Genomic DNA, 24,661 nt, shown 5'->3' on the forward strand with positions numbered 1-24,661 from the left:
ATGAAAAGACTTCTCTCTATAGAATTGCAAAAAATCTGGATGAATAAAGCCAGCCGTATTTTAACATTAACTTATTTTATATTACTTTCTTTTATAGCGCTTATCGCTGCTATAAAATTTGACATAGGTGTTTTTAAATTTCATTTGGCAGAAATGGGAATTTTTAATTTTCCTTTTATCTGGCATTTTAATACGTATGTTGCCGCAATCCTTAAATTTTTTCTAGCCATAGTTATTGTCTCTATGATGGCTAATGAATATAGCTACGGCACTTTAAAACAAAACTTAATTGACGGTTTAAGCAAAAAAGAATTTATTCTATCCAAGTTTTTAACGGTAGTTTTGTTTGCATTTGCTTCAACGGTTTTTGTTTTTGTAATGAGCTTAATCTTAGGATTATTTTTCTCTTCGTATACAGAATTCAGTATTATTTTCAGTGATTTAGATTATCTTTTGGCTTTTTTCGTAAAGCTGACAGGTTTCTTTTCTTTCTGTTTATTTCTTGGAATTTTGGTAAAACGTTCTGCTTTTGCACTAGGTTTTCTTTTAGTGTGGAGCATTCTTGAAGGAATTTTAAAAGGTATTCTGGCTTTCAAAATTTTCCCAGAAAGTAATACAGATGAGAAAATCATGCAATTTCTTCCTTTAGAAGCTATGTCAAACTTAATTGTTAATCCAGGACCTCGATTATCAGTTGTCAAAAATATTGGAACTCAAATGGGAATCGAAACTGATATGGATTATAATGTAAATTACTTCACGATAGTAATCGTTTTGGCATGGACAGTTTTATTTGTTTATTTTTCTTACAAATTATTAAAAAGTAGAGATTTATAGTATATTTGCGATACTATGAATAAGGCAAAAAGTTTTTTAATCGTTTTATTTTTATGCTGTCTGTCTGCAAAGATAAATGCACAGGTCATAACTATTGATGATCAAAGATCACCGCAACAACTTATTGAAAACACTTTAGTCAATAGCTCTTGTGCCTCCGCTTCAAATTTTTCTGGTAGCGGAGACACTTTTACCCAAGGAAAACAAAGTTTTGCTTATTTTAATAACAACGGAAGCAATTTCCCTTTTAATGAAGGTATTGTTTTAGTAACATCAACAGCTCAAAGTGCAGTTGGACCATTTAGTAGTGATGCAAATGAAGGTGCTGGCGATAGTCCTCAGTGGGGCCATGACAGCGATCTTGATGCGATACTCAGCATCAATTCTTTAAATACTACAGTTTTAGAGTTTGATTTTATTGCTTATACAAGTTTATTAAGTTTTAATTATATTTTTGCTTCAAATGAATATCAATATAATTATCCTTGCCAATATTCTGACGGATTTGCTTTTTTAATAAAAGAAGCTGGAACTAGTGATCCGTATAAAAATTTAGCTGTAATACCCAATACCAGTATACCAGTTTCTTCTGTAAACATTCATCTGAAAATTGAACCAGGAACAAGACCTGGTGGTATTTCTTACACAGGCTGCGAGGCTTCAAACGCAAACTATTTTAATGGATTAAATACCAATACCAGTCCAATAAATTATGCGGGACAAACAGTTGTTATGACCGCTCAAAGCACTGTGATTACAGGAAAAAAATACCATGTAAAATTGGTAATCGGCGATGCTGATGTTAGATATCAAAATTCGGCAATTTTCCTCGAAGCAGGCAGTTTTGCTTCAAAAATTGTTCTTGGAGAAGATCGTACAATGGCAACCAATAATCCCGCTTGTTTTCAAGAAAAAATCCTTTTAGACAGCAAACTTTCTCCCGTAGACTATACGTTTAAATGGTATAAAAAAGACAATTCTGCTACCATCCTTGGTACAAATTCAACTTTTGAAGTTACAGAAACCGGAACCTACAAGGTTGAAGCAACTGTTACAAGTACAACATGTATACTATCGGGTGAAATAAAAATTGATTATGCTCCGGAAATACTTTCAACAAATACTTCTCTATTACAATGTGATGATAATACAGATGGAATATCGATTTTCAATTTAACTAAAGCAGATAATATTGTAAAAAACAACAATTCCGAGATTTCAAATAAGGGATATTACGAATCATCAGCCAATGCTGAAGCAAAAACAAATCCTATTTTAACTCCTGATAAATATGAAAATAAATCCGTTAACCAGGTTGTTTTTGCAAGATTAGAAAATAAATACGGCTGTTATAAAATCGCAGAAGTCACATTGCAAATTTCTAATAACACGATAGCAAATCAAAACCCAATAGAAACATGTGATGAAGATGGAATTCAGGATGGTTTTTATCAATTTGATTTGAATGCAGAAGCAACTCCGCAAATTGTTTCCGGATTACCAAACGGACTTACTGTACAATATTATTTAACTGCGATTGATGCGATAACAGAAACCAATGCCGTTCCAAATATCTTTAAAAACACTACCGCCTTTTCCCAAACCATTTATGCTAGAGCAGTAAACGGACCTGACTGTTATGATATCGCTCCTATCGAATTAATTGTACATACTTTTGATCCGCCAAATTTCGAAGATGAAATACTATATTTATGTAAAGGTGATCAAATAACTTTATCTGTCGCGACTGGTTTTACAAGCTATACATGGTCGAATGGAGAAACAACAAATTCAACAACTGTTAATAGTGCTGGCGATTATTCTGTTTTAGTAACGGACGCAAACAATTGTCAAAAAACTAAAACTTTTAAGGTTATTTTATCTGAACCTGCGCTAATTACAGGAGCTGAAGTAAAAGATTTTTCTGGCGTAGACAATACAGTATTAATTCAATATACTGGAGTTGGAAATTATGAGTTCTCTCTTGAAGGATCCGTTTTTCAAGACGATCCAATATTTAGTCAAGTAAATCCTGGAATTTATAATGCAGTTGCTCGAGACAAAAATGGCTGCGGTCTATCCAATTCCTTTTTAATATATGTCTTAGATTATCCCCGCTTTTTTACACCGAATGGAGATGGCTTTAATGATTTATGGGTAATTACAAATATAGATCAAATGCCAGATTACACCATTTCTATTTTTGACCGTTATGGTAAATTGTTAAAACAAATGACTCAAAACAGTTCGGGCTGGAACGGAATTTTAAACGGACAGCAATTACCTTCAGATGATTACTGGTTTACACTTCAATTTATCGATGGCAAAAGTGTAAAAGGCCACTTTAGTTTGAAGAGATAATTTTCTATATTAAATTCCAAATTTTTAAATTCCAAATTCCAATTTAAGCTTTAATTTAATAGTCCAAAAAAAAAAATCCCAAATTCCGTAAGGAGTTTGGGATTTTTATATTGAAATTTAAAACGTATTAGATTTTAAATCTTTTTCTGTCAGTTTCAGTTAAATAAATCTTTCTTAAACGAATAGATTTTGGTGTAACCTCTACATACTCATCTTTTTGAATGTACTCTAAAGCTTCTTCAAGAGAGAAAATAATTGGAGGGATAATTCTAGCTTTTTCATCATTTCCAGAAGAACGTACGTTAGATTGTTTTTTCTCTTTAGTTACGTTTACACACATATCATCTCCACGAGAGTTTTCTCCAATTACCTGACCTTCGTAAATTTCAGCATTTGGTTCAACGAAGAATTTACCACGATCTTGTAATTTATCGATAGAATAAGGAATAGCTTTTCCTTTTTCCATAGAAATTAATGAACCTTTGTTACGTCCAGCAATTTCTCCTTTGTAAGGCTCATATCCAATAAAACGGTGTGCCATAATAGCCTCACCAGCAGTAGCAGTAAGCAATTGGTTACGTAATCCAATAATTCCACGTGATGGAATATTAAATTTCACAATCATACGTTCACCTTTAGTTTCCATAGAAAGCATTTCTCCTTTACGCATAGTAACGAATTCAACTGCTCTACCTGAAAGATTTTCTGGTAAGTCGATTGTTAACTCTTCAATTGGCTCACATTTTTTACCATCAATTTCTTTGATAATAACTTGTGGCTGACCGATTTGTAACTCATACCCTTCTCTTCTCATTGTTTCAATAAGAACAGATAAGTGAAGTACACCACGACCAAAAACCATGAATTTATCAGCAGAATCAGTTTCACCCAATTTCATAGCTAAGTTTTTCTCTAATTCTTTTGTAAGTCTTTCTCTAATATGACGAGAAGTTACAAATTTACCTTCTTTACCAAAGAAAGGTGAATCGTTGATAGTAAACAACATACTCATAGTAGGCTCATCAATATCAATCGTTTTTAGACCCTCTGGATTCTCAAAATCAGCAATAGTATCACCAATTTCAAAACCTTCAACTCCAATGATTGCACAGATATCTCCAGCAATAACTTGTTGTACTTTTTTACGACCAAGTCCTTCAAAAGTATGAAGTTCTTTGATACGAGATTTAGATACTGTACCATCTCTTTTTACTAATGAGATTGGCATACCTTCGTTAAGAACTCCTCTTTCTAAACGGCCAATAGCAATACGACCTGTAAAAGCTGAGAAATCTAAAGAAGTAATTAACATTTGAGGTGTTCCTTCAGAAACTTTAGGAGCAGGCACATTGTTAACAACCATATCCAGTAATGCTTCAACATTATCAGTTACGTTTTCCCAATGGTCAGACATCCAGTTGTTTTTTGCAGAACCATAAACTGTTGGAAAATCCAACTGCCATTCTTCAGCACCTAATTCAAACATTAAGTCAAAAACTTTTTCATGAACTTCTTCAGGAGTACAGTTTTCTTTATCAACTTTATTGATAACTACGCAAGGCTTAAGACCTAAGTCAATCGCTTTTTGTAATACGAAACGAGTTTGTGGCATTGGACCTTCAAAAGCATCCACTAGCAAACATACACCATCGGCCATGTTCAATACACGTTCTACTTCACCTCCAAAATCCGCGTGGCCTGGAGTGTCAATAATATTGATTTTTGTTCCTTTATATTGAACCGATACGTTCTTAGAAGTAATAGTAATACCTCTCTCGCGCTCTAAATCGTTATTATCAAGAATTAAATCACCTGTGTTTTCGTTGTCACGAAATAATTGACAGTGATACATAATTTTATCAACCAAAGTGGTTTTACCGTGATCGACGTGGGCAATAATTGCAATGTTTCTAATAGATTCCATCTGTGATTTTTAATGGCTGCAAAGGTACACTTTATTTTTTAATAAAAAACGTTTCTAAACATACTTTACGTATATACAATCAATTAGTTAATATAAATCGCGAAAATATAGGCCTCAAAATAATATTAACATATGTTTAGTTATAGTTAATTTAACTATATTTGAGGTAATGAAAAGTAAAACTCTCCAAATTACTCTTATTTACTCAATCATCTCGATAATTATGGCGGTCTTATGTCATAAATTACTCATAACTTACTTTTCTTCATCAGATTATCAATATTTATCTCTTATAAAAGACATTATATTTATTTTAATAACTGGATTGGTTTTTAGGTTTATACTTGCAAAAAAGGAAAAAAGAAGCATAACTATTTTTGAAAAGCTAAACAAAACAAACGTAGAAATAAAAGAATCTAATGAGAAATATGACATTGTAGCGAAAGCGACAAGCGATACTATCTGGGATTGGAAAATTCAAGAGGACAGTATAAACTGGAATAAAGGAATTGAAAGCGTTTTTGGTTATAACCCCGAAGAAGTGGGCAAAACCTCGAAATGGTGGTTTGATAAAATTCACCCGGAAGACAGTATCCGAATGTCAATAAAATTATATTCTTTTATTGAGCAAAAAACAGAAAAATGGCAGGATCAATACCGTTTTAGATGTGCTGACGGTACTTATAAATATGTTTTGGACAGAGGTTTTTTATTAAAAGATGAAAACGGAAGAGCCATTAGAATGATCGGAGCCATTCAAGACATTACAAAACAGAAAGAGGAAGAACAAAGACTAAAACTTTTAGAAACTGTAATTACTCAATCTCGAGATTCAATTTTAATTACCGAAGCCAATTCGCCGGAAGGAAAAATCCCAAAAATAGTTTATGTAAATCCAGCATTTTCTCAAATGTCAGGCTATCAATCGAATGAAATAATTGGAAAGTCAGCTAACATTTTTAAAGGCCCAAAATCTGATTCAGATGAATTAAAGAAACTTTTACGCGCCATAAAAAATGAAGAAGAATGTCTGATAGAAACCATCACTTACACCAAAAACAAAGAAGAATATTGGGTTCGTTTTTCTATGATTCCAATTTTTAACAACGAAGGAATTATTTCGCACTGGATTTCAATACAAAGAGATATTACTGATGAGAAGAAACTCGAAACAGAAAAAGAGCATCTTATTCGAGAATTAACCCAAAACAACAAAGATTTAAAACAATTCTCTTACATAACATCTCATAATCTAAGAGCGCCATTATCTAACCTAATCGGACTTTTGAACCTCATTGAAGACATTCCTTTAGAAAACGAAGAACTTCAAGAAATCCTGACCGGCTTTACTAAATCGACACATTTATTAAACGAAACAATCAATGACTTAGTAAAAGTTATCATTATTAAAGACAATCCTTCTATGCAGAAAGAAGAAACTTCTTTAAAAGAAGTTTTCGAAAATGTATTCAGCCAGCTGTCATTTCAAATAGAATTACACAAACCTATAATAAAACTTAAGTTCGAAAAAGTACCCGAGCTCATAACAAACAAAGCGTATATCGAAAGTATATTATTAAACCTACTTACCAATTCTATAAAATACAAATCTGAAAATAGAAAACTAAAAATTTCCATAACTGCAGAAAAAATAGAAAACAAGACAATATTAACCTTCAAAGACAACGGAATTGGGATTGATTTAGAACGAAACCGCGATAAAGTTTTTGGCCTTTACCAAAGATTTCACAATTACCCCGACAGCAAAGGATTAGGTCTTTATCTTGTAAAATCTCAAGTAGAAACCATGGGAGGAACAATTTCTATCGACAGCGAAGTCAATAAAGGAACCACATTTACAATAACATTTAAAAATTAATTATTATGCTTGAGCAGATTTTATGCATTGACGACGACCCCATCACATTAATGTTATGCAAAAAAGTAATCTCTAAATCTTCATTTTCCCATGAAGTTATTACAGCTCAAAATGGTGAAGAAGCGCTCCTTCACTTTAATACCTTAAAATACACTAATGACAAAAACACAAAAAAGCCGGAGTTGATTTTTTTAGATCTAAATATGCCTATAATGGGCGGCTGGGAGTTTTTAGATCATTTTACAAGCCCAGATTATAGTGATTTTAATTCTGCGCCAGTAATTGTCTTATCTTCTACAATCGACCCAGAAGATCTTGCCAAAGCAAAACAATATCCTATTATAATAGATTTTCTCTCAAAACCTATTACACAGCCAATGCTTGAATATCTTAAGAAGAAAATAGGTGTTTAATTTCTAATATTTTAAAATCCAATTTTTAAAATTCCAAATCCCAAAAGATACTTGATCGCATAATTATAAAAATCTTTTATTTTTAAAAAAAATCAAAATTCCAAATTCCAAATTTCTAAAATTGGAATTTGGAATTTATTTTTTGGAATTTAAATATATTTAAATCTACCATTTAGTATAAACAAAAAAAGTCCTCTAGAAAGAGGACTTTTGTATATTTCAAATTGTATTTTAATTACAATTTAGCAACGTGTTTTGTTAATTTAGACTTCAAGTTAGAAGCTTTATTATCATGAATGATGTTCTTTTTAGCTAATTTATCAATCATAGAGATTACAGTTGATAATTTTGCAGTCGCATCAGATTTATCAGTAGCTAATCTTAATGCTTTAATAGCATTACGAGTAGTTTTGTGTTGATATCTGTTAAGAACTCTTCTTTTTTCGTTACTTCTGATTCTTTTTAATGCTGACTTATGATTTGCCATTTCTTTTTAATTTTAGATGTAATAATAATTATAAATACTAGTTAAAAAAGAAAAACCTCCCACAATTGCAAAAACAATCACTTTGGTTTTAACTAATAAAATAAAAACCGAGACACCAATTTTTATTTCACAAAACTTATTCACAACTAATTTTTGTAGTCTGTAAGGGAATCGAACCCCTGTTACCAGGACGAAAGCCTGGAGTCCTAACCCCTAGACGAACAGACCAAATTCTTCTAAGTTTTCTTCAATTTAAATAAAATTGAAATTGTAGCCCGTAGCGGAATCGAACCGCTCTTACATGGATGAAAACCATGCGTCCTAACCGATAGACGAACGGGCCATTAACATCAAGTTTAATAACTTATTTCGCAAAAAAAGTAGTAGCCCGTAGCGGAATCGAACCGCTCTTACATGGATGAAAACCATGCGTCCTAACCGATAGACGAACGGGCCTGCTTCTCTAATGCGGATGCAAAAATACAACTATTTTTAAGATGTACAATACCTAACACAAAAAAAATACATTTTTTTTAATATGCCTTAGCAAAAAGCACTCTTTTAGACGAAGGTTTCCCAGTAAATACACAGACTCCCGCCTCTTCAACAGCATCCAAAGGAATACATCTAATTGTCGCTTTTGTCAATTCTTTTATCTTTTCTTCTGTCTCTGCTGTTCCATCCCAGTGAGCAGACAAAAAACCTGTTTTACCTTCCAGAACTTCTTTAAACTCTTCAAAACTATTTACTTCGGTAATATGACTATTTCTATAATCTAACGCTTTTTTAAATAAATCGTTTTGAACCTGCTCTAATAAATCATTCACATATTCAACGATTTTTCCAGCTTCAACTACCTCTTTTGTCAAGTTATCACGTCTAGCAACTTCAAAAGTACCGTTTTCTAAATCTTTTGGACCAACAGCAATTCGAACAGGAACTCCTTTTAATTCCCATTCCGCAAATTTAAACCCTGGTTTTTGTGTCGTTCTGTCATCAAACTTAACTGTGATTTTCAATTTTCTCAATTTAGCTGTCAAATCATTAACCGCTTCTGTAATTTGAGCCAATTGTTCATCTGTTTTATAAATCGGCACAATAACAACTTGAATTGGAGCCAAATTTGGAGGAAGCACTAATCCTTGATCATCAGAATGTGTCATAATCAAAGCCCCCATCAAACGAGTAGAAACTCCCCATGATGTTCCCCAAACGTGTTCTTGTTTTCCTTCTGCGTTAGCAAACTTAACATCAAAAGCTTTTGCAAAGTTCTGACCTAAAAAGTGAGATGTTCCTGCCTGCAAAGCTTTACCATCCTGCATTAAAGCTTCAATACAATACGTTTCATCTGCACCAGCAAAACGCTCTGTTTCTGTTTTAAAACCTTTTACTACCGGAATTGCCATGAAGTTTTCTGCAAACTCTGCATAAACATTCATCATTTTTTCAGACTCTTCAATAGCTTCTGCCTTTGTAGCGTGAGCAGTATGCCCTTCCTGCCATAAAAACTCAGCAGTTCTCAAAAATAAACGCGTACGCATTTCCCATCGAACCACATTTGCCCATTGATTAATTAATAGAGGCAAATCTCTGTAAGATTGCACCCATCCTTTATAGGTAGACCAAATAATAGCTTCACTTGTCGGACGAACAATAAGCTCCTCCTCTAGTTTTGCATTAGGATCAACCATTAATTTTCCAGGTTTGTCTGGATCGTTTTTTAATCTATAATGTGTCACAACAGCACATTCTTTTGCAAATCCTTCTGCATTCTTCTCTTCAGCCTCAAACATGCTCTTCGGCACAAATAAAGGGAAATACGCATTTTGATGTCCCGTTTCTTTAAACATACGATCTAACTCAGCCTGCATTTTTTCCCAAATAGCATATCCGTACGGTTTAATTACCATACAGCCTCTAACTCCTGAATTTTCAGCTAGATCTGCTTTCACAACCAGCTCGTTATACCATTTCGAATAATCTTCTGATCTTGTAGTGAGGTTCTTACTCATATTATATAGTTTGGCACAAATTTTGTTTTAATAATTTAACTAAATAGTTTGACAAAACTAACTATTTTTGTAATGTGCAACAATAAAAAACACCACAGATATGAAAACTAACATTTCTCTTCGCCAAAACTCTAATCATTTTTACCTACTCGGATTAGTTAGTTTATTACTAGCGTCGTGTGGTTCATACCAAAATTCGTCTTACCACGACAATGATGGAGTATACGGTGGCTCATCAAACAGCTACGTGCAGTCTAACAACGGCACAAACAATCAATACAAAGATTATTTTAGATCTTTGCAAGACGACAATCAGCCAACTGAAATATTTACTGACGTTGACAATTATACAAATTATGCAGAAAATGACAGCACACAAACTGCTTCTGTAGGCTATCCTGCATGGGGAAGCAGCAACTCTGACGTTTCTGTAAATGTTTACTCTGACCCAACATGGTCATTCGGATTCGGAATGGGATATCCTTATTACGGATGGGGATATGGAGGCGGCTGGGGCTGGGGATATCCAGGTTACTGGGGTGGCTGGGGTTATCCAAGTTATTGGGGACCAGGATGGGGCTATCCAGGATATTGGGGCGGCGGTTACTACGGCTACAACAATTACAACTATTCTTATGGAAGAAGAGGTTCTGCAGCATATTATGGAAACAGAAACTATGCTTCTAACAGAAATTACACTACCAACAGAGGATATACATCAAATAGAAACTACACTACTAACAGAGGAAGTTATACAACAAACAGAAATTATACCACAAATAGATCTAACAGCTATAGTGATTACAGAAGAAGTTCAACTGTAAATAGAGGTACAACAAGCCCAACTTTCACCAATAGAAGAGCTAACACAAATAGTACAGATTATAATTCTGGCAGAAGATCTTACAACAATAGTGGCAACACCACAACAAACAGAAGCTACACTCCTAGCAGCAATAGCAACTCATCAAGAAGCTATACTCCTAGCAGCCCATCACGTTCTATGAACAGCGGCGGTGGCGGAAGCATGAGATCGTCTGGCGGCGGTGGCGGCGGTATGAGATCTGGCGGTGGCGGAGGAAGAAGATAATTTTTTTCTTAGCAAACTAAATTCAAACTAAAACTTATCCAAATGAAAAAAATATTTTTCCTACTTATAACAGGACTAACTGTCAGCGCGTCATATTCACAAGAAGTTTCAGATGCTTTGCGTTACTCTCAAGACAATTTAACAGGTACTGCAAGATTTAGAGCCATGAGTGGTGCTTTTGGAGCCGTTGGAGGAGATTTATCTTCTTTAAGTGTCAATCCTGCTGGATCTGCAGTCTTCAACACCAATCAAGTTGGTATATCTTTTAGTAATCAGAATATTAAAAATAATTCTGATTATTTTGGAACCCAAACTTCAGATAAAGAGAATTCTTTTATCCTAAACCAAGCAGGAGGTGTTTTTGTTTTTAAAGACAGAAACCCTAATAACGGGTGGAATAAAATTGCAATTGGCGCAACATACGAGAATACAAATAATTTCAATAATAGCACTTTCTCTGCTGGAACAAACCCAACTAATTCTATTGATGGCTATTTTTTAGACTATGCAAATTATGGCAATGGAGGCGCACCAGTTCCTCACGAATATGTAAATTTAAATAATAATGAAACTTTAGCGGATCTGTATAGATATTTAGGTTCTAATTTTCCTAATGGTCAATACCCGAACTTATCTGGATACTCAGCACAGCAGGCCTTATTAGGATATCAAGGCTACCTTATTAACATTGATGACGTAAACAATCCGAATAGCACTTATTTTACTAATAACGCTCCTAACGGTAAAGATTATTATCAGGAAAACGAAGTTTATACAAGAGGCTACAACAGCAAAGTAAGTTTCAATATTGCTACATCATATAGAGATAGACTTTATCTGGGAGCTAACTTAAACGTCCATGTAACTGATTATAGAAGAACTTCAAGTTTCTATGAAGAAAACAAAAATCCATTACAATCATACGAAACAATATCAAACGTACGTTTTAACAACGAACTTTATACTTACGGAAATGGATTTTCGTTCCAACTTGGAGCAATCGGAAAAGTAACTGAAGCTTTGAGGCTTGGTATAGCTTACGAATCGAACACTTGGTATGAACTATATGACGAGCTTTCACAAAGCTTATTTACGACGACAGAGTCAACCGCAGGATCATTCAGTAATAATGCAAATCCTAACACTGTAAACGTTTATGAATCTTACACCTTACAAACTCCAGACAAATGGACTTTTAGTGCCGCTTATGTTTTTGGAAAATCAGGTTTATTAAGCATTGATTATGCATTAAAAAATTATGGAAATTCTAAATTTAAACCTTCAAGTGATTTTAGAGGAATCAATAATGAAATTAGCAATAATCTAACTAGTACTGGAGAATTAAGAGTTGGAGCAGAATATAAAATCAATAAATTAAGTTTACGAGGTGGATACCGTTTTGAAGGAAGTCCATATAAAAACGGAACTACAGTTGGAGATTTAAATAGTTACTCAGGTGGTTTAGGTTATAATTTTGGTGGAACAAAATTAGATTTAGCTTATTCTTATTTAGAAAGAAAATCAAACCAAGGGTTCTTTGCTACTGGTTTAACAGATGGAGCTAACATTAATTCAAAACTAAATAATGTTACGCTTACTTTATTATTCGAATTGTAATTAAAACTAAATAGATTAATGAGAATTTCCGTCAAATTATTTTGACGGATTTTTTTTACATATTTTCCTGCAAAAAATTTATTTTGTAAGTTTATTACTGTATTTTAGATGATTAATTTTAAAAGAAACTAACATGTTTAAATTTATCCATCTATTATTTCTAGTGCTTTTTAGTTATACATCTATTTCAGCCAACAATAAATCAAATTCCGATCCAGATATCACTATCGAGCTATTAAACATAACTACTAATGGACTAATACTTCCGAATAATACAATCAGCTTTAATGGGGTTGAGGATTTAGTTGTAGAATTTGACTTGCGAACATCTTACACAGGAACCGTTGCAAATTATTGTGAAGGCACAAGCTATGCAGCTTTTTACGAACCAAACAATTTCGATAATGAAACCGCTCAATATTACGATAATGGTGTGCGACCAATACAACTTATTTGGGATCCTATAAAACTAGAACATATTAACAGCAATAATTATAGCTATACTTATAGAAAGAAATTGCTTTTTAAGAAAAGTACAGTATATAATACAGGCTGCTCTATTGTTTTTAGGTATGGACCTGCGAAATTAACCTATAAAATTATTGCCGGTACCAAGACAGGAAAAGAACCGTACACTCCTTCTAGTGCAAATGTCAAATTAACATCCCTTTCTTATAGCGATGGTTCACCTGTCGCAAATAATAAAATAATTGTTCCTGACTATATAGGCAATGAAATTGGCACTCAAAGTATTAATTTGTCATTTGATTTTGATATAAAATATGGCTCCCAATTATCAAAGGGGTATTATCCTCAGTATTTAATACAAATTAGACACGATGAAGGATATTCAACAAGCTTAATACCACTATTTGAAAAGGCAATAAGTACAGATAAAGGCACTGTAACAATAAAAAATTTGCAGATTAAATCTTCTGACATAAGACCCAATGATCATTTAAGAATCTTATTTAATTTCCACGAAACTCAAGTTAATCTCGATTGGGCATTAATTAAGGGAAATAACGAAAAGCCAATCTTAAACAATATTATATCAGACAATCAAACTATAGGATATGGTCAAATTTGCAAATCTTTTACAACCTCTTCTGCTCCATACATTGATTATTCAATAACTTGCGACCGAAATGTAAGAGCATGCCAAACAGTATACGATTATAGATATATAACATCATTTCAATGGCAAACCAGAACACAAGAAACTAATTGGACAAACATTTCTGGAGCAACAGCAAAAGAATACTCTCCAAATAAAAACTTTTATGAAAACACTTATTATCGCAGATTGGCACACTTTAGCGATGAACAATACAGCATAAGCAATACATCAGCAATAATAATACAAGACACAAGTATCAGAAACAATATTTGTTGCGATCAATCGCTACCACTAAAAAACAGTCAACCACAAATCATAAACGGAGATGAAGTTGATTCAAATATATACACCTATCAATGGCAATCTGCAAAATATTCAAGAGGCACAACTCTTCAAGCATGGCATGATATATCTGGAGCAACAAGTCAAAACTATCAACACATCTTTCCTGAAGATGCTATTACAAATGAAGAAAAAACAGCCTTTAGGAGAGTTGTAAAACTAAATTCCTTACCCGTAAGTGTTAGCAATTCTATTACAATTTCTCGATATACAACTGGCGTGATTCCACCAACAAGAAGAGAAGGAACGACCGCTTTACTAACATCTCAAACTTTAATGAGCCTAGCTGAACCAGATGATAATAATACTCTTATCCATCCAAATCCTTTTATTAATAGTTTTTCTATAGAAGGTCCGATAAATTTAGGTGATGTAAAACTTTATGACTCTTTTGGTCAAGTATTAAACATTAATAAAACCCAATCTTCTAAAGACAAAATTGAAATCAATACAACAAACCTGAGATCGGGAGCGTATATTTTAAAAATTGACAATACGTCTTTTTCAAAAACACTTTTTAAAAATTAATATAATTACAATCAGAATCTTCCGCCACTTATTTAAGCTGGCGGATTTTTTTGCTAAAAAAAACAGCAATCATAACTCAAAAAAACCTTCACAAAAATCTCCAAATAAAAGCGAAACAAGCGGTGTTTGAATAAAAAAAGTGTAATTTTGCACTCCAATTTATAAAAGTATGAGAACCAAGTCTTTAAAAAAGAACAAAATTAACGTAATCACTCTTGGGTGTTCAAAAAATGTTTATGATAGTGAAGTCCTTATGGGACAGCTGCGTGCAAATGGAAAAGAAGTTGAACACGAAGCTCCTGCAGAAAAAGAAGGAAACATTATTGTAATCAACACTTGCGGTTTTATTGATAATGCAAAAGCAGAATCAGTAAATATGATTTTGGAATATGCTGATAAAAAAGACAGAGGTCTTGTTGACAAAGTATTCGTTACAGGTTGCTTATCTGAACGTTACAGACCTGATTTAGAAAAAGAAATCCCTAATGTTGATCAATATTTTGGAACTACAGAATTACCTCAATTATTAAAAGCTTTAGGAGCTGACTATAAACATGAATTACTTGGAGAGCGTTTAACGACAACTCCAAAAAATTATGCTTATTTAAAAATTGCAGAAGGTTGTGACAGACCTTGTAGTTTCTGTGCAATTCCATTAATGAGAGGTTCACATGTTTCGCAGCCGATTGAAAAATTAGTTAAAGAAGCTCAAGGACTAGCCAAAAATGGAGTTAAAGAATTAATTTTAATTGCTCAAGATTTAACTTATTACGGACTTGATCTTTATAAAAAAAGAAATCTTGCCGAACTTTTGGAAGAACTAGCAAAAGTGGAAGGTATCGAATGGATTCGACTTCATTATGCTTATCCAACTGGTTTTCCAATGGATGTTTTAGAATTAATGAAACGTGAGCCAAAAATCTGTAATTATATTGATATTCCGCTGCAGCATATTTCAGATTCTATTTTGAAATCTATGCGCCGTGGTACAACTCAGGCTAAAACAACTCAATTATTAAAAGATTTCCGCGCTGCAGTTCCCGGAATGGCAATTAGAACAACTTTAATTGTTGGTTATCCTGGTGAAACACAAGAGGATTTTGAAATTTTGAAAGATTTTGTTCAGGAAATGAAATTTGACAGAATGGGATGTTTTGCTTATTCTCATGAAGAAAATACTCATGCTTATTTATTAGAGGATAATGTTCCAGACGATGTAAAACAAGCCAGAGCAAATGAAATCATGGAGTTGCAGTCTCAAATTTCTTGGGATTTAAATCAGGAAAAAGTAGGCAAAACTTTCAAATGTATTATTGATAGAAAAGAAGGCGCACATTTTGTTGGCCGTACTGAATTTGACAGTCCTGATGTTGATAATGAAGTCTTAATTGACGCTTCTAAACATTATGTAAAAACAGGAGAATTTGTTAATATCAAGATAATTGAAGCTACAGAATTTGATTTATACGGAGAACCTGCTTAAATTTACGCTGAACAATTGTTAACATTAGATAAAATACTTTTATGAAACCAATTCAAACTATATTTATTTTAGGTTTAAGCTTATTCTGTTTCTCTACTGTGTCTGCACAATATGGAAACGGTTACAATAATGGCTATGGAAATGGTTACGGAAATGGTTACAACAGAGGCGGCGGAATGGGAATGGACAGAAGTATGATGGGTGGACAACAGCAAGGCACACCAAGCAAACCTAAAGAAGTTCCTGCAGAAGAAACTGCAGCAAAAATTGTTGAATCGATGCGACCAGAAGTTAAGCTAGATGACCTGCAGGCAATTGCTATTACAAATGTTTTAGCTGACAGTTTGAGAGAACAAGGTATTTTATTAAAAAATGAAAGCAGCAGCCAAGAGCAAAAAATTGAGCAAATAAAAGCTTTAAGAGAAAGTACCGATAAAAAAATTGGAGCTTTTTTAAATCCAGATCAAGTTGACAAATACAAAACTTTTATGGAATCCTTTAAAGAGGTGAAAAAAGGAAAATCTAAAAAGAAAAAAGATAAAGACAAAGAAGATTCTAAGGAATTAAAGGAAGATACAGATACGAAAATTAAAGAATAATCGTTTAAACCTATAAACAACGAATTATGGCAAAAAAACATTTTTGTTATCTGATTTTAGCTGTTATAATCAGTTCATGCTCTACAAATCCGTACAAAAACACGGAAAAAGCTTATGATCAACAGCTTAAAACATTAGAAAACCAGATTACCAATAAAGATGCAAAACCAATTCCAGCGACTCCAGTTGTAATTGATACTTCTTATGCACAGCAGTTAGGAATCATAAAAGATACTTTATCTAAAACGGGTTCTACTTATTTAGTAAACGGAATCAATACGGAATGGATTGGTACAGTAAATTTCAATTTAAGAAAACCAAGTTTCGTTATTATTCATCATACTGCGCAAGATTCTCTTCAACAGACAATCAGCACATTTACAAAAACGAAAACACAAGTTAGTGCACACTACATAATTTCCGAAAATGGAAAAGTAGTTCAAATGCTTAATGATTATCTAAGAGCATGGCACGCTGGAAATTCGACTTGGGGAAAAACAACAGATTTAAACTCTTGTTCTATTGGAATTGAGCTGGACAATAACGGTTTTAAACCTTTTACAGAAGCTCAAATCAGCAGTTTAGTTGCGTTACTTTCAAAATTGAAAAAAGATTACAACATTCCAACCCAGAACTTTTTAGGTCATGCGGATATCGCTCCTGGAAGAAAACAAGATCCAAGCGCACTATTCCCTTGGAAAACACTTGCAGAAAAAGGTTTCGGAATCTGGCCGGACGAAGTTTTAGAGCCAGCACCATTTGATTTTAAAATTGAACCTGCATTGCGAATAATTGGATACAATACCAAAAATTTATCTGCTGCAATTCAGGCTTTTAAATTGCATTATATTCAAACTGATGCAACCTCAACTTTAGACAGGAAAACAATTGATACTATTTATTCGATTTACAAAAAACAAGTTCAATAAATAAATTAGTTAGTTTTCACAATATACAAACGCATTTCTAAAAACTAGAAATGCGTTTTTTTTTATTAATAACAGCACGAAATCAGTGTAAAAAGAAAATTTAACACCGAAAACCCTGCGGTTTTTTTTTCTAAATTAATTAAGTTTAATTCACAAAGCTTTGCGAACTTAGTTTGCGTAAACTACTCAATTCTTTAGCCAACTGTAAAAAAACCTTTGCGAACTCTGCGGTAAAAAAATAGTTAGGCCAATCCATTCCACAACAAACAACAAACAACAAACAATAAAGACTCAATCCCAATAAAAAAGCTGCCAAAACATTAGTATGTTTCGACAGCTCCAAAAAAAAAAAAAAAATATCAATCTTTATCTCTAGAAAGAGTATGTTGTTGCAATTAAAGCGTAAAAGCTTCCTCCTGTTGGCAGTGCATCTTTATCTAAAAATATATCTTCAGAAGCTGCATCGTATCTTAGCTCAGGAATAATTGTAAGTTTTCCAACTTTGTAATTTAAAGAAACTGTGTTAGCAAATACACTAGATCCTGTTAATGTTCCCATACTTGGTGCCGCATCTTTAGCATCAAAATATTCTATTCTGTAAGCTAAAAGCAATGATGGACTGAATGTATAATTTGCGTATCCAACTACTGAAAACCATTCGCCGTCTAGCGTGCTGTCAAAATCATTTGTAGTTTTAGCATAAGTTGCGTTTAAACCAAGTCCAAAACTATCACTGATTGTTTTAGAAGCAGTCAAGTCAAATTGCGTTTTGTTTTCGTCAGAAACTGGAATTATACTTCCTGGGATTGGGTTACTGCTTCCTGTTGTAAAATTCAAATAAGCACTTCCTGTATCACCAATATACCCTAATTGTCCTATGAACGTTTTTTGATATGAACCCGCATCCATTGCCGATTTAAAATCAGTTGGGTTTGTTACTCCTAACATTGCTGTAAATTTACCAGCCGTATATTGAGCTTTAACCCCTGTGTTAAAAAATGGACCATAAGAGAAAGCATATGACATACTATAGTTTTTATTATCTACAGCATCTAATACCTCATACCCAATATGAGTTCCGAAACTACCTGCCACTACTTTAAATTCGTCTGTTAAATTGTATGTAAAAAATAATTGTTTAATTAAAAATTTTGCACTTACATCTTTATCTGGCGTTTCATTATATGAAAACTCTGCTGCTCTTTTTCCGAAACCTAAGTCTACAAAAACAGAAGCTTTTCCAAAAGTATGACCTGCCTCGATCGACGCCATTCCTAGCTCGAATGAATTTTGTGAGTTGGTGAAGCTCGTTAATCCATTCATTTGTTTTGAAAAATCATATTTATAGTACGCATCTGCAGAGCCTCCCCACGTGGTTGCTGGCGAAGCTGCGGCTTCATCATCTTGGGCAAAGGCGAAAGAACTGGTTAACATCGCGGCTAAAATGTGAAATACTTTTTTCATGTTTTAAATTGGTTTTTAGTTATTAATTGATTCTGGTTAGTTAATCTTTTATATATCTATTTAATAGTATAAGTCATTTCTAAAACCCTTTGTACGTCCCTAAAACATCATCATTTTCATTAGCGAATTTATTAACTTTTGTATGAGTAGAATAATTCAAATCTACTTTTTTGACGTTTTAGGTAAAGAATTACGGATTACAAAAATTAAATTGACAATAATCGTTATTTGACATTTATAATTAATTCTTTTTGAAAATTCAATAACAAAATTTTAAGATATTTTACCAAAAAACAAGGGTTAACAAACAAAATGAGTTAAAAAATAGACTCATTTAAATTAAAAACAAACTTAAAAACAAAAATACCCCTAAAAAAATAGGGGTAGTAAATAAAAAAAAATAAAAACCATAAACCAAAAAGTTATATACAACAAAAAACAGCTTTTACTTTAGCGAGAATTATTCTTACAAAAAAAATAATTAAAAAGTAAAATTGAACTTTCTCCAGAAAGCTCAATTCTCCAAAAAATGACTTTAAAAAAGCAAAAAAAAAACCTGCTCTAATTATGAGCAGGCTTTTTTTATAAAGCGAGAGAATATATTTTATTTGTCTTTATTATACTTCCTTAAATATTCACGAACTTTAAGTCCTGAATCTTTTAAATCTTCGTCTTTCCATTTTCCTTCCGATTTAGCCGATTTTTTTAACATCGAACAAGTTTCGTCTTTATCTGACACAGACCATGTAATCCAGCTTATTTTTCTATCTTCCATCCAATCAATATATTCCTGCCAAGCCTGATAATTTAGAGGTCCGTCTCCAGAAGCTTCCATACCAGCAGACTCCGAAACGAAAACAGGCAGACCACTTTTAATTGCTGCATCCGTTCTATCTCTTAATTCTTTTCCGTGTGTAGCGGCGTAAAAATGCATCGTATACATTATATTAGTATAGCCTACTATAGGATCTTCTGCAGGAAGATTAATATCCTGATCCCAGCGCGGACAGCCAACCAAAATAATATTGTTTGGATCGTTCTCTCGGATTACTCGAATTATTTCTTCGGAATAACTTTTAACTTCCCACCAGGTTTCATAATCTGGTTCATTAAACACCTCATATATAATGTTAGGATACTTGGCATATTTTTTTGACATCTCTGCAAAGAATTCTTTTGCTTCTTTCAGATTTACATTATGACTGTGCCAATCTATAATTACATAGATATCTGATTTTATAGCACCATTTACAACGGCTTCTATTTTCTCTTTAGAAAACTGCGGATTTTTTATATACGAAAGATCTCCGAGTTCTATTCCCATTGCGGCACGAACTATATTACAATTGAAATCTTTTTTTAGCCAGCTTACTGCTTTTTCATTATAAAATCTTGGCCATAAGCTATGCCAGCCAAAACTCAATCCGCGGAGGACGATCGGATTGTTATTTTTATCTACGAGCTGTGTTCCCTGTACACTTAACTGTCCGTGCTTTTTTACGAATTGTGCGTTTGAAATCGTAACAAACATTACAAGAAATAAAACTAAATACCAAAGCTTCGATTTCATATATTATTTTTTAAGGATTTAGTTTTAAGGTAATAACATCATGCGAAGCGATTGCAGCGCTAAATGCTTTCTTGGTATTTCCCGCTTCTTTGTTTTTCCAAAGATCCTTTATTTTGAAGTCTCCTTTAGAGAAATCAGCTTCATATCCGAAATCCGAATCTTTGAAATTATTTTTCTTCCAATCAAAATTAACTTTTTTTGCAGATTCAGTTCTATTGATAAAACTAACTGCCCAGGCTCCGTCAGATAGTGGTTTTACCCAAACTTCTACTCCATCTAAAACGGCATATTTAAATCCTTGAATTCCTAGTTTATCTTGATTTACAGCTAGTAATTCTTTATTCGTTAAAATGGCCAGTGTTTCTTTAGACATTTTTCTATAATCATTTCCTGTAAACAAAGGCGAAGCCAGCATGCACCACATTGCAAAATGCGTTTTATCTTCGGTATCATTCATTTCGTTCCCCACTTCCATCATATCAAAATCATTCCAATGATCTGGACCAGAATATTTACGAATATCTTTTCGCATATCGGCGATTTTCATGAATCCCCAAGACGACCAGTTTTCAGGATGTTTGAATTCGCAGTCGAAACAAGGATAAATATCTCCCGAAATTCTCCAAAGATTTCCAATTGGTTTTCCCCATTCCCACGGCTGGTTATCTCCCCATTCGCAAAGACTGAAAACAATTGGTCTGCCGGCAGTTTTTAAAGCATTACTCATAGTTGTATAGGCTTCTTTAGCAGTGATTCCCTCTGTATTACACCAGTCGTATTTTAGAAAATCTATTCCGAGTTTGGCATAAAATCTCGCATCTTGATATTCATATCCTCTTGTTCCAGGATAACCTGCACAAGTTTTGGTTCCAGCACAATTGTACAATCCGAATTTTAAACCTTTACTGTGCACATAATCAATAACCGATTTCATTCCGCTGGGAAATTTTGCCGGATCTGGTACTAAATCGCCATTTGCATCACGTTCGTGCGTCATCCAACCATCATCTAATACAATATAATTGTAACCCGCAGCCGCTAAACCTGAAGAAACCATTATATCTGCCGTTTCTTTTACTAGTTTTTCGTCGATATTGGTTGCAAAAGTATTCCATGAATTCCAGCCCATCGGCGGTGTCATAGCCAGTCCATCAAATTTTCCGCCCTGCTGTTTATGAGTATTTCCCTGACTGAAACCCATACTGGTTATACTAAAAGCAAGTAGTAAAGCAATTTTTTTCATCCAAAATATATTTAAAAGATATTACAAAAAAGATATTCCCTAATTTTTCAATTAGGGAATATCTCAAACTAACTCAAAAAACAAAATGTTTATTTTAATACAAATCCTATATCATCAAACAACACCGTATTACCGCCGTCACTATTTGATTCTTGGAATGTAAGCATTGTAACACTTGAAGGATTCCCTAATTTATCTAGTGGAATTTCCATATAAACCCAAGTCGTTGTAACTGGAATTACATAGTTTGGCCCTCCATTTACACTAAAGTTTACCTGACCATTTTTACTTCCTTTTACTGCCATTCTTAATGCTTTGTATGGCGTCATATCAAAATTAAAGCCCCAGTTTCCTCCGTCCCAAGCGCTAAATTCCCACTGCCAAGATTTTTCGCCTTGATAAGAATCTCCGCCAAAATCAAAATTAACTCCTTTACCAGCCCAAGGTCCGCCCCATTGCATTTCGTATAATTTATCATCATACAATGCTGTACCAATTGCTTCTTTTGAAACGGCTGTTCCAGAAATATTTGTTACTGCCAGATATCTATGATTCGCATTAGCAGGGATTTTTACCACTACCTGCTCTAATGTTGAAGAAATTACTTGAACAGGAACTGCAGGTTGTGTTGGAGTTTCGGCTAGTGTAACAATAGGATCTAGAAAATATTTACCTTTTATAGTTACTTCGTCACCTTCTTCACAGTTTATAAAATTAAAACCACTAAATGTTGGTACTGGAGGAGCAACTTGTAAGTCAAACTCTGCTGTACCTTTTCCTGTTACCACTCTTAATTTATTTGGTACATCTGCAAATGGTGTAGCTTCATCTACCAAAATAATTATATCTGTATCTGTTACAAATGTTGGCCTAAAATAGGTGTCAAAATCATTAAAATACACTTTTGTAGTCGTCAAAAGTCCTTTTCCGTGAATGATATAATAGTTTTTTGGATCTACTAGTGTTACGGGAACCAATGGCTTAACAGTGCCGTCAAGATTATAGCCAGAAGGCATTACAGATTCTATTACAGGTCCTCCGCTGTACGCTTCGGCGCTATCATCGCTAGAGCATGATGTAAAAAGCAATAAAGAAATTATTAATGCCAGACATGCTGCTAATGAAACAATTTTTAAATTTTTCATGTTGTATATTTTTAAAATTATTTAAAAGTATATGGTACTACTTCTGTCAATTTTGGATTTTTTGTCAAGTCATCTGCTGGATAAGGAAGTAAAAGATTTGTTGCTGAAATTGTAATATGTTTTTCAACTTCTCTGTTCCCTCTATTTTGTGCTTCTAGAATCGCTTTTGCTTTTTCAAAAGGCAAACGGCCCAAATCAAAATAATAATCTCCTTCGCACGCTAACTCTGCACGTCTTTCTTTAAAAATATCATCAAATGTTATTACTGATTTTGGTGCTAATCCTGCTCTTCTGCGAACTGCATTATACGATTGAAGCGCTTGTGCATCTGAAGTACTTCCTGTTTGTCCGCCTAAAATAGCTTCTGCGTGGATTAACAGCAATTCTGCATAACGCATCATATAACTGTTCATACTGCTTTCTCCATTATTTACCGGATTAAATGCTCCTGTTATTGGAAGATTTTCTTTTCCGATTACATATTTTTTCAATCCAGCACCAGATTTTTGTGCTTCGTATTCAATTTCAAAAGTGTATCCTAAAATTTTTGGCGCACCTAAATCAAGTGTTTTTGCATATGTTAGGTTTGGATAAAAATCTCCAGGAAGCATAAAAGTTTCAATTCTTCTTCTGTCCCCGTTTTCAAAAACATTTTTAATTAAATCTTGAGATGGAGCAATCTGTCCAGAATAAGTAGTTTCAACCAATCTGTTTTCTGGAGCAAATAATGTATTGGTAAAATTACCATCAAAATAGCCTCCAGTTCCTGTCCACTGCCAAGCAAAAATAGATTCCTCGTTATTGTTGTTTTTTTGTAAAAACAAATCAGCGAAAGATTTTGCAGGTAATTGCTCTCCTCCTAATAATTTAAACTCGCCGCTATTGATAACTTCCTGAGCCATTTGTCTCGCCAGATCATATTTCTTTTGATATAAATAAACTTTTGCCAGCATCGCTTTTGCAGAACCGCTTGATACGTGAGCATTTGAAGCATAATCTGAACCTCTGTTTTTTGTTCTTAAATTAGCTATCGCGAATTTTAAATCATTTTCTATGAATTTGTAAACATCTTCAGTTGGGTTACTTGGAATGACAAAGTTTTTAGAATAGTCTGCGTTATTTTCGATAATAGGCACATTTCCCCATAATCTCACCAAAAAGAAATAAGAAAACGCTCTAATAAAATGACATTCTCCTAATGTATTATTCAAAGCTTCTTTACTCACATTTGGTCCAACACTCTGTGGCAGATTGCTGATGTAAGCATTAGAATTTGCAATAGCACCAAAACAAGATCTCCAAGAATCAGAAATATATCGTGATGTATTAGTGAAACTCAAATCTGTAAAATCACCAAAATCGTTATATATATCAGCATACATATTACCCGAAATTACATCGGTAATACCATAAAAACCTTCTTTATTCATATTAAACCAAACTAAACCATAAAGTCCGTTTGTTGCATTGTCTAATTTTTCATCAGAATCATAATAGCTTCCTATTGTAGGGTTTCCTTCTGCAGGAACATCTATAAAATCTTGAGAGCAAGAGGATGAGAACAACATCAATAACGCCATAAAACCTACGCTGCCTCTTTTATATATATTTTTCATAT

General features: G+C 33.5%; 18 protein-coding genes and 3 tRNA genes. 10 read left to right on the plus strand and 11 right to left on the minus strand.

Features of this window, described 5'->3' with window-relative positions; genetic code table 11:
- Together BSF42_RS04495 and BSF42_RS04500 are read left to right on the plus strand one after the other, a co-directional pair.
- Positions 1–837, plus strand: a complete 837-nt coding sequence (locus BSF42_RS04495; protein ID WP_095951921.1) for an ABC transporter permease — start codon at positions 1–3, stop codon at positions 835–837.
- Positions 838–852: 15 nt separating this feature from the next.
- Positions 853–3,198, plus strand: coding sequence for a T9SS type B sorting domain-containing protein (locus tag BSF42_RS04500; RefSeq protein ID WP_095951922.1), 2,346 nt, complete (start codon positions 853–855; stop codon positions 3,196–3,198).
- A 127-nt stretch (positions 3,199–3,325) separates the two neighbouring features.
- Here the strand turns inward: BSF42_RS04500 and typA are convergent, their stop codons facing one another.
- Positions 3,326–5,122, minus strand: a complete 1,797-nt coding sequence (gene typA / locus BSF42_RS04505) for a translational GTPase TypA (RefSeq protein WP_095951923.1) — start codon at positions 5,120–5,122, stop codon at positions 3,326–3,328.
- A 169-nt stretch (positions 5,123–5,291) separates the two neighbouring features.
- On the opposite strand from typA, the gene BSF42_RS04510 reads away from it, so the two are divergent.
- Positions 5,292–7,001 carry a PAS domain-containing protein gene (locus tag BSF42_RS04510; RefSeq protein ID WP_095951924.1) on the plus strand — a complete coding sequence of 570 codons (1,710 nt, stop codon included), beginning with the start codon at positions 5,292–5,294 and terminating at the stop codon, positions 6,999–7,001.
- 5 nt (positions 7,002–7,006) lie between these two features.
- Positions 7,007–7,414 carry a response regulator gene (locus BSF42_RS04515; RefSeq protein ID WP_095951925.1) on the plus strand — a complete coding sequence of 136 codons (408 nt, stop codon included), beginning with the start codon at positions 7,007–7,009 and terminating at the stop codon, positions 7,412–7,414.
- Positions 7,415–7,649: 235 nt separating this feature from the next.
- Here BSF42_RS04515 and rpsT read toward each other — a convergent pair whose 3' ends face one another.
- From rpsT to proS, 5 genes are all read right to left on the minus strand, one after another.
- On the minus strand, positions 7,650–7,901 hold the full coding sequence (gene rpsT / locus BSF42_RS04520; RefSeq protein WP_089052957.1) for a 30S ribosomal protein S20: 252 nt from the start codon (positions 7,899–7,901) through the stop codon (positions 7,650–7,652).
- A gap of 156 nt (positions 7,902–8,057) precedes the next feature.
- Positions 8,058–8,129: transfer RNA gene (locus tag BSF42_RS04525), tRNA-Glu, on the minus strand.
- A gap of 43 nt (positions 8,130–8,172) precedes the next feature.
- Positions 8,173–8,244: transfer RNA gene (locus BSF42_RS04530), tRNA-Glu, on the minus strand.
- A 41-nt stretch (positions 8,245–8,285) separates the two neighbouring features.
- Positions 8,286–8,357: transfer RNA gene (locus BSF42_RS04535), tRNA-Glu, on the minus strand.
- 77 nt (positions 8,358–8,434) lie between these two features.
- Positions 8,435–9,913, minus strand: coding sequence for a proline--tRNA ligase (proS, locus tag BSF42_RS04540; RefSeq protein ID WP_095951926.1), 1,479 nt, complete (start codon positions 9,911–9,913; stop codon positions 8,435–8,437).
- A 100-nt stretch (positions 9,914–10,013) separates the two neighbouring features.
- Here proS and BSF42_RS04545 point away from each other — a divergent pair, with 100 nt between their 5' ends.
- The 6 genes from BSF42_RS04545 to BSF42_RS04570 all read left to right on the plus strand — a co-directional run bounded on the left by BSF42_RS04545 (position 10,014) and on the right by BSF42_RS04570 (position 17,621).
- A complete protein-coding gene (locus BSF42_RS04545; RefSeq protein ID WP_095951927.1) occupies positions 10,014–11,003 on the plus strand; it encodes a hypothetical protein in 990 nt (329 codons plus the stop codon).
- 42 nt (positions 11,004–11,045) lie between these two features.
- Entirely contained in the window at positions 11,046–12,620 is a 1,575-nt protein-coding gene (locus tag BSF42_RS04550; RefSeq protein ID WP_095951928.1) for an OmpP1/FadL family transporter, read from the plus strand.
- A gap of 133 nt (positions 12,621–12,753) precedes the next feature.
- Positions 12,754–14,610, plus strand: coding sequence for a T9SS type A sorting domain-containing protein (locus BSF42_RS04555; protein WP_095951929.1), 1,857 nt, complete (start codon positions 12,754–12,756; stop codon positions 14,608–14,610).
- 169 nt (positions 14,611–14,779) lie between these two features.
- Entirely contained in the window at positions 14,780–16,093 is a 1,314-nt protein-coding gene (gene rimO, locus BSF42_RS04560; protein ID WP_057116837.1) for a 30S ribosomal protein S12 methylthiotransferase RimO, read from the plus strand.
- A gap of 41 nt (positions 16,094–16,134) precedes the next feature.
- Positions 16,135–16,692 carry a hypothetical protein gene (locus BSF42_RS04565; RefSeq protein WP_095951930.1) on the plus strand — a complete coding sequence of 186 codons (558 nt, stop codon included), beginning with the start codon at positions 16,135–16,137 and terminating at the stop codon, positions 16,690–16,692.
- A gap of 26 nt (positions 16,693–16,718) precedes the next feature.
- Positions 16,719–17,621: an N-acetylmuramoyl-L-alanine amidase gene (locus BSF42_RS04570; RefSeq protein WP_095951931.1), complete on the plus strand. Its 903-nt coding sequence runs from the start codon at positions 16,719–16,721 to the stop codon at positions 17,619–17,621.
- A gap of 372 nt (positions 17,622–17,993) precedes the next feature.
- Here the strand turns inward: BSF42_RS04570 and BSF42_RS04575 are convergent, their stop codons facing one another.
- From BSF42_RS04575 to BSF42_RS04595, 5 genes are all read right to left on the minus strand, one after another.
- On the minus strand, positions 17,994–19,085 hold the full coding sequence (locus BSF42_RS04575; RefSeq protein ID WP_095951932.1) for an outer membrane beta-barrel protein: 1,092 nt from the start codon (positions 19,083–19,085) through the stop codon (positions 17,994–17,996).
- Between the two features lie 604 nt (positions 19,086–19,689).
- Positions 19,690–20,655, minus strand: a complete 966-nt coding sequence (locus tag BSF42_RS04580) for a glycoside hydrolase family 5 protein (RefSeq protein ID WP_095951933.1) — start codon at positions 20,653–20,655, stop codon at positions 19,690–19,692.
- Between the two features lie 10 nt (positions 20,656–20,665).
- A complete protein-coding gene (locus tag BSF42_RS04585; RefSeq protein ID WP_095951934.1) occupies positions 20,666–21,898 on the minus strand; it encodes a glycoside hydrolase family 27 protein in 1,233 nt (410 codons plus the stop codon).
- An 89-nt stretch (positions 21,899–21,987) separates the two neighbouring features.
- Positions 21,988–23,043: a hypothetical protein gene (locus BSF42_RS04590; protein WP_095951935.1), complete on the minus strand. Its 1,056-nt coding sequence runs from the start codon at positions 23,041–23,043 to the stop codon at positions 21,988–21,990.
- A gap of 17 nt (positions 23,044–23,060) precedes the next feature.
- Positions 23,061–24,659, minus strand: coding sequence for a RagB/SusD family nutrient uptake outer membrane protein (locus tag BSF42_RS04595; RefSeq protein WP_095951936.1), 1,599 nt, complete (start codon positions 24,657–24,659; stop codon positions 23,061–23,063).
- Positions 24,660–24,661: the final 2 nt, after the last annotated feature.

It is taken from the genome of Flavobacterium sp. ACN6 (genome assembly GCF_002304005.1).
Lineage (GTDB): Bacteria > Bacteroidota > Bacteroidia > Flavobacteriales > Flavobacteriaceae > Flavobacterium.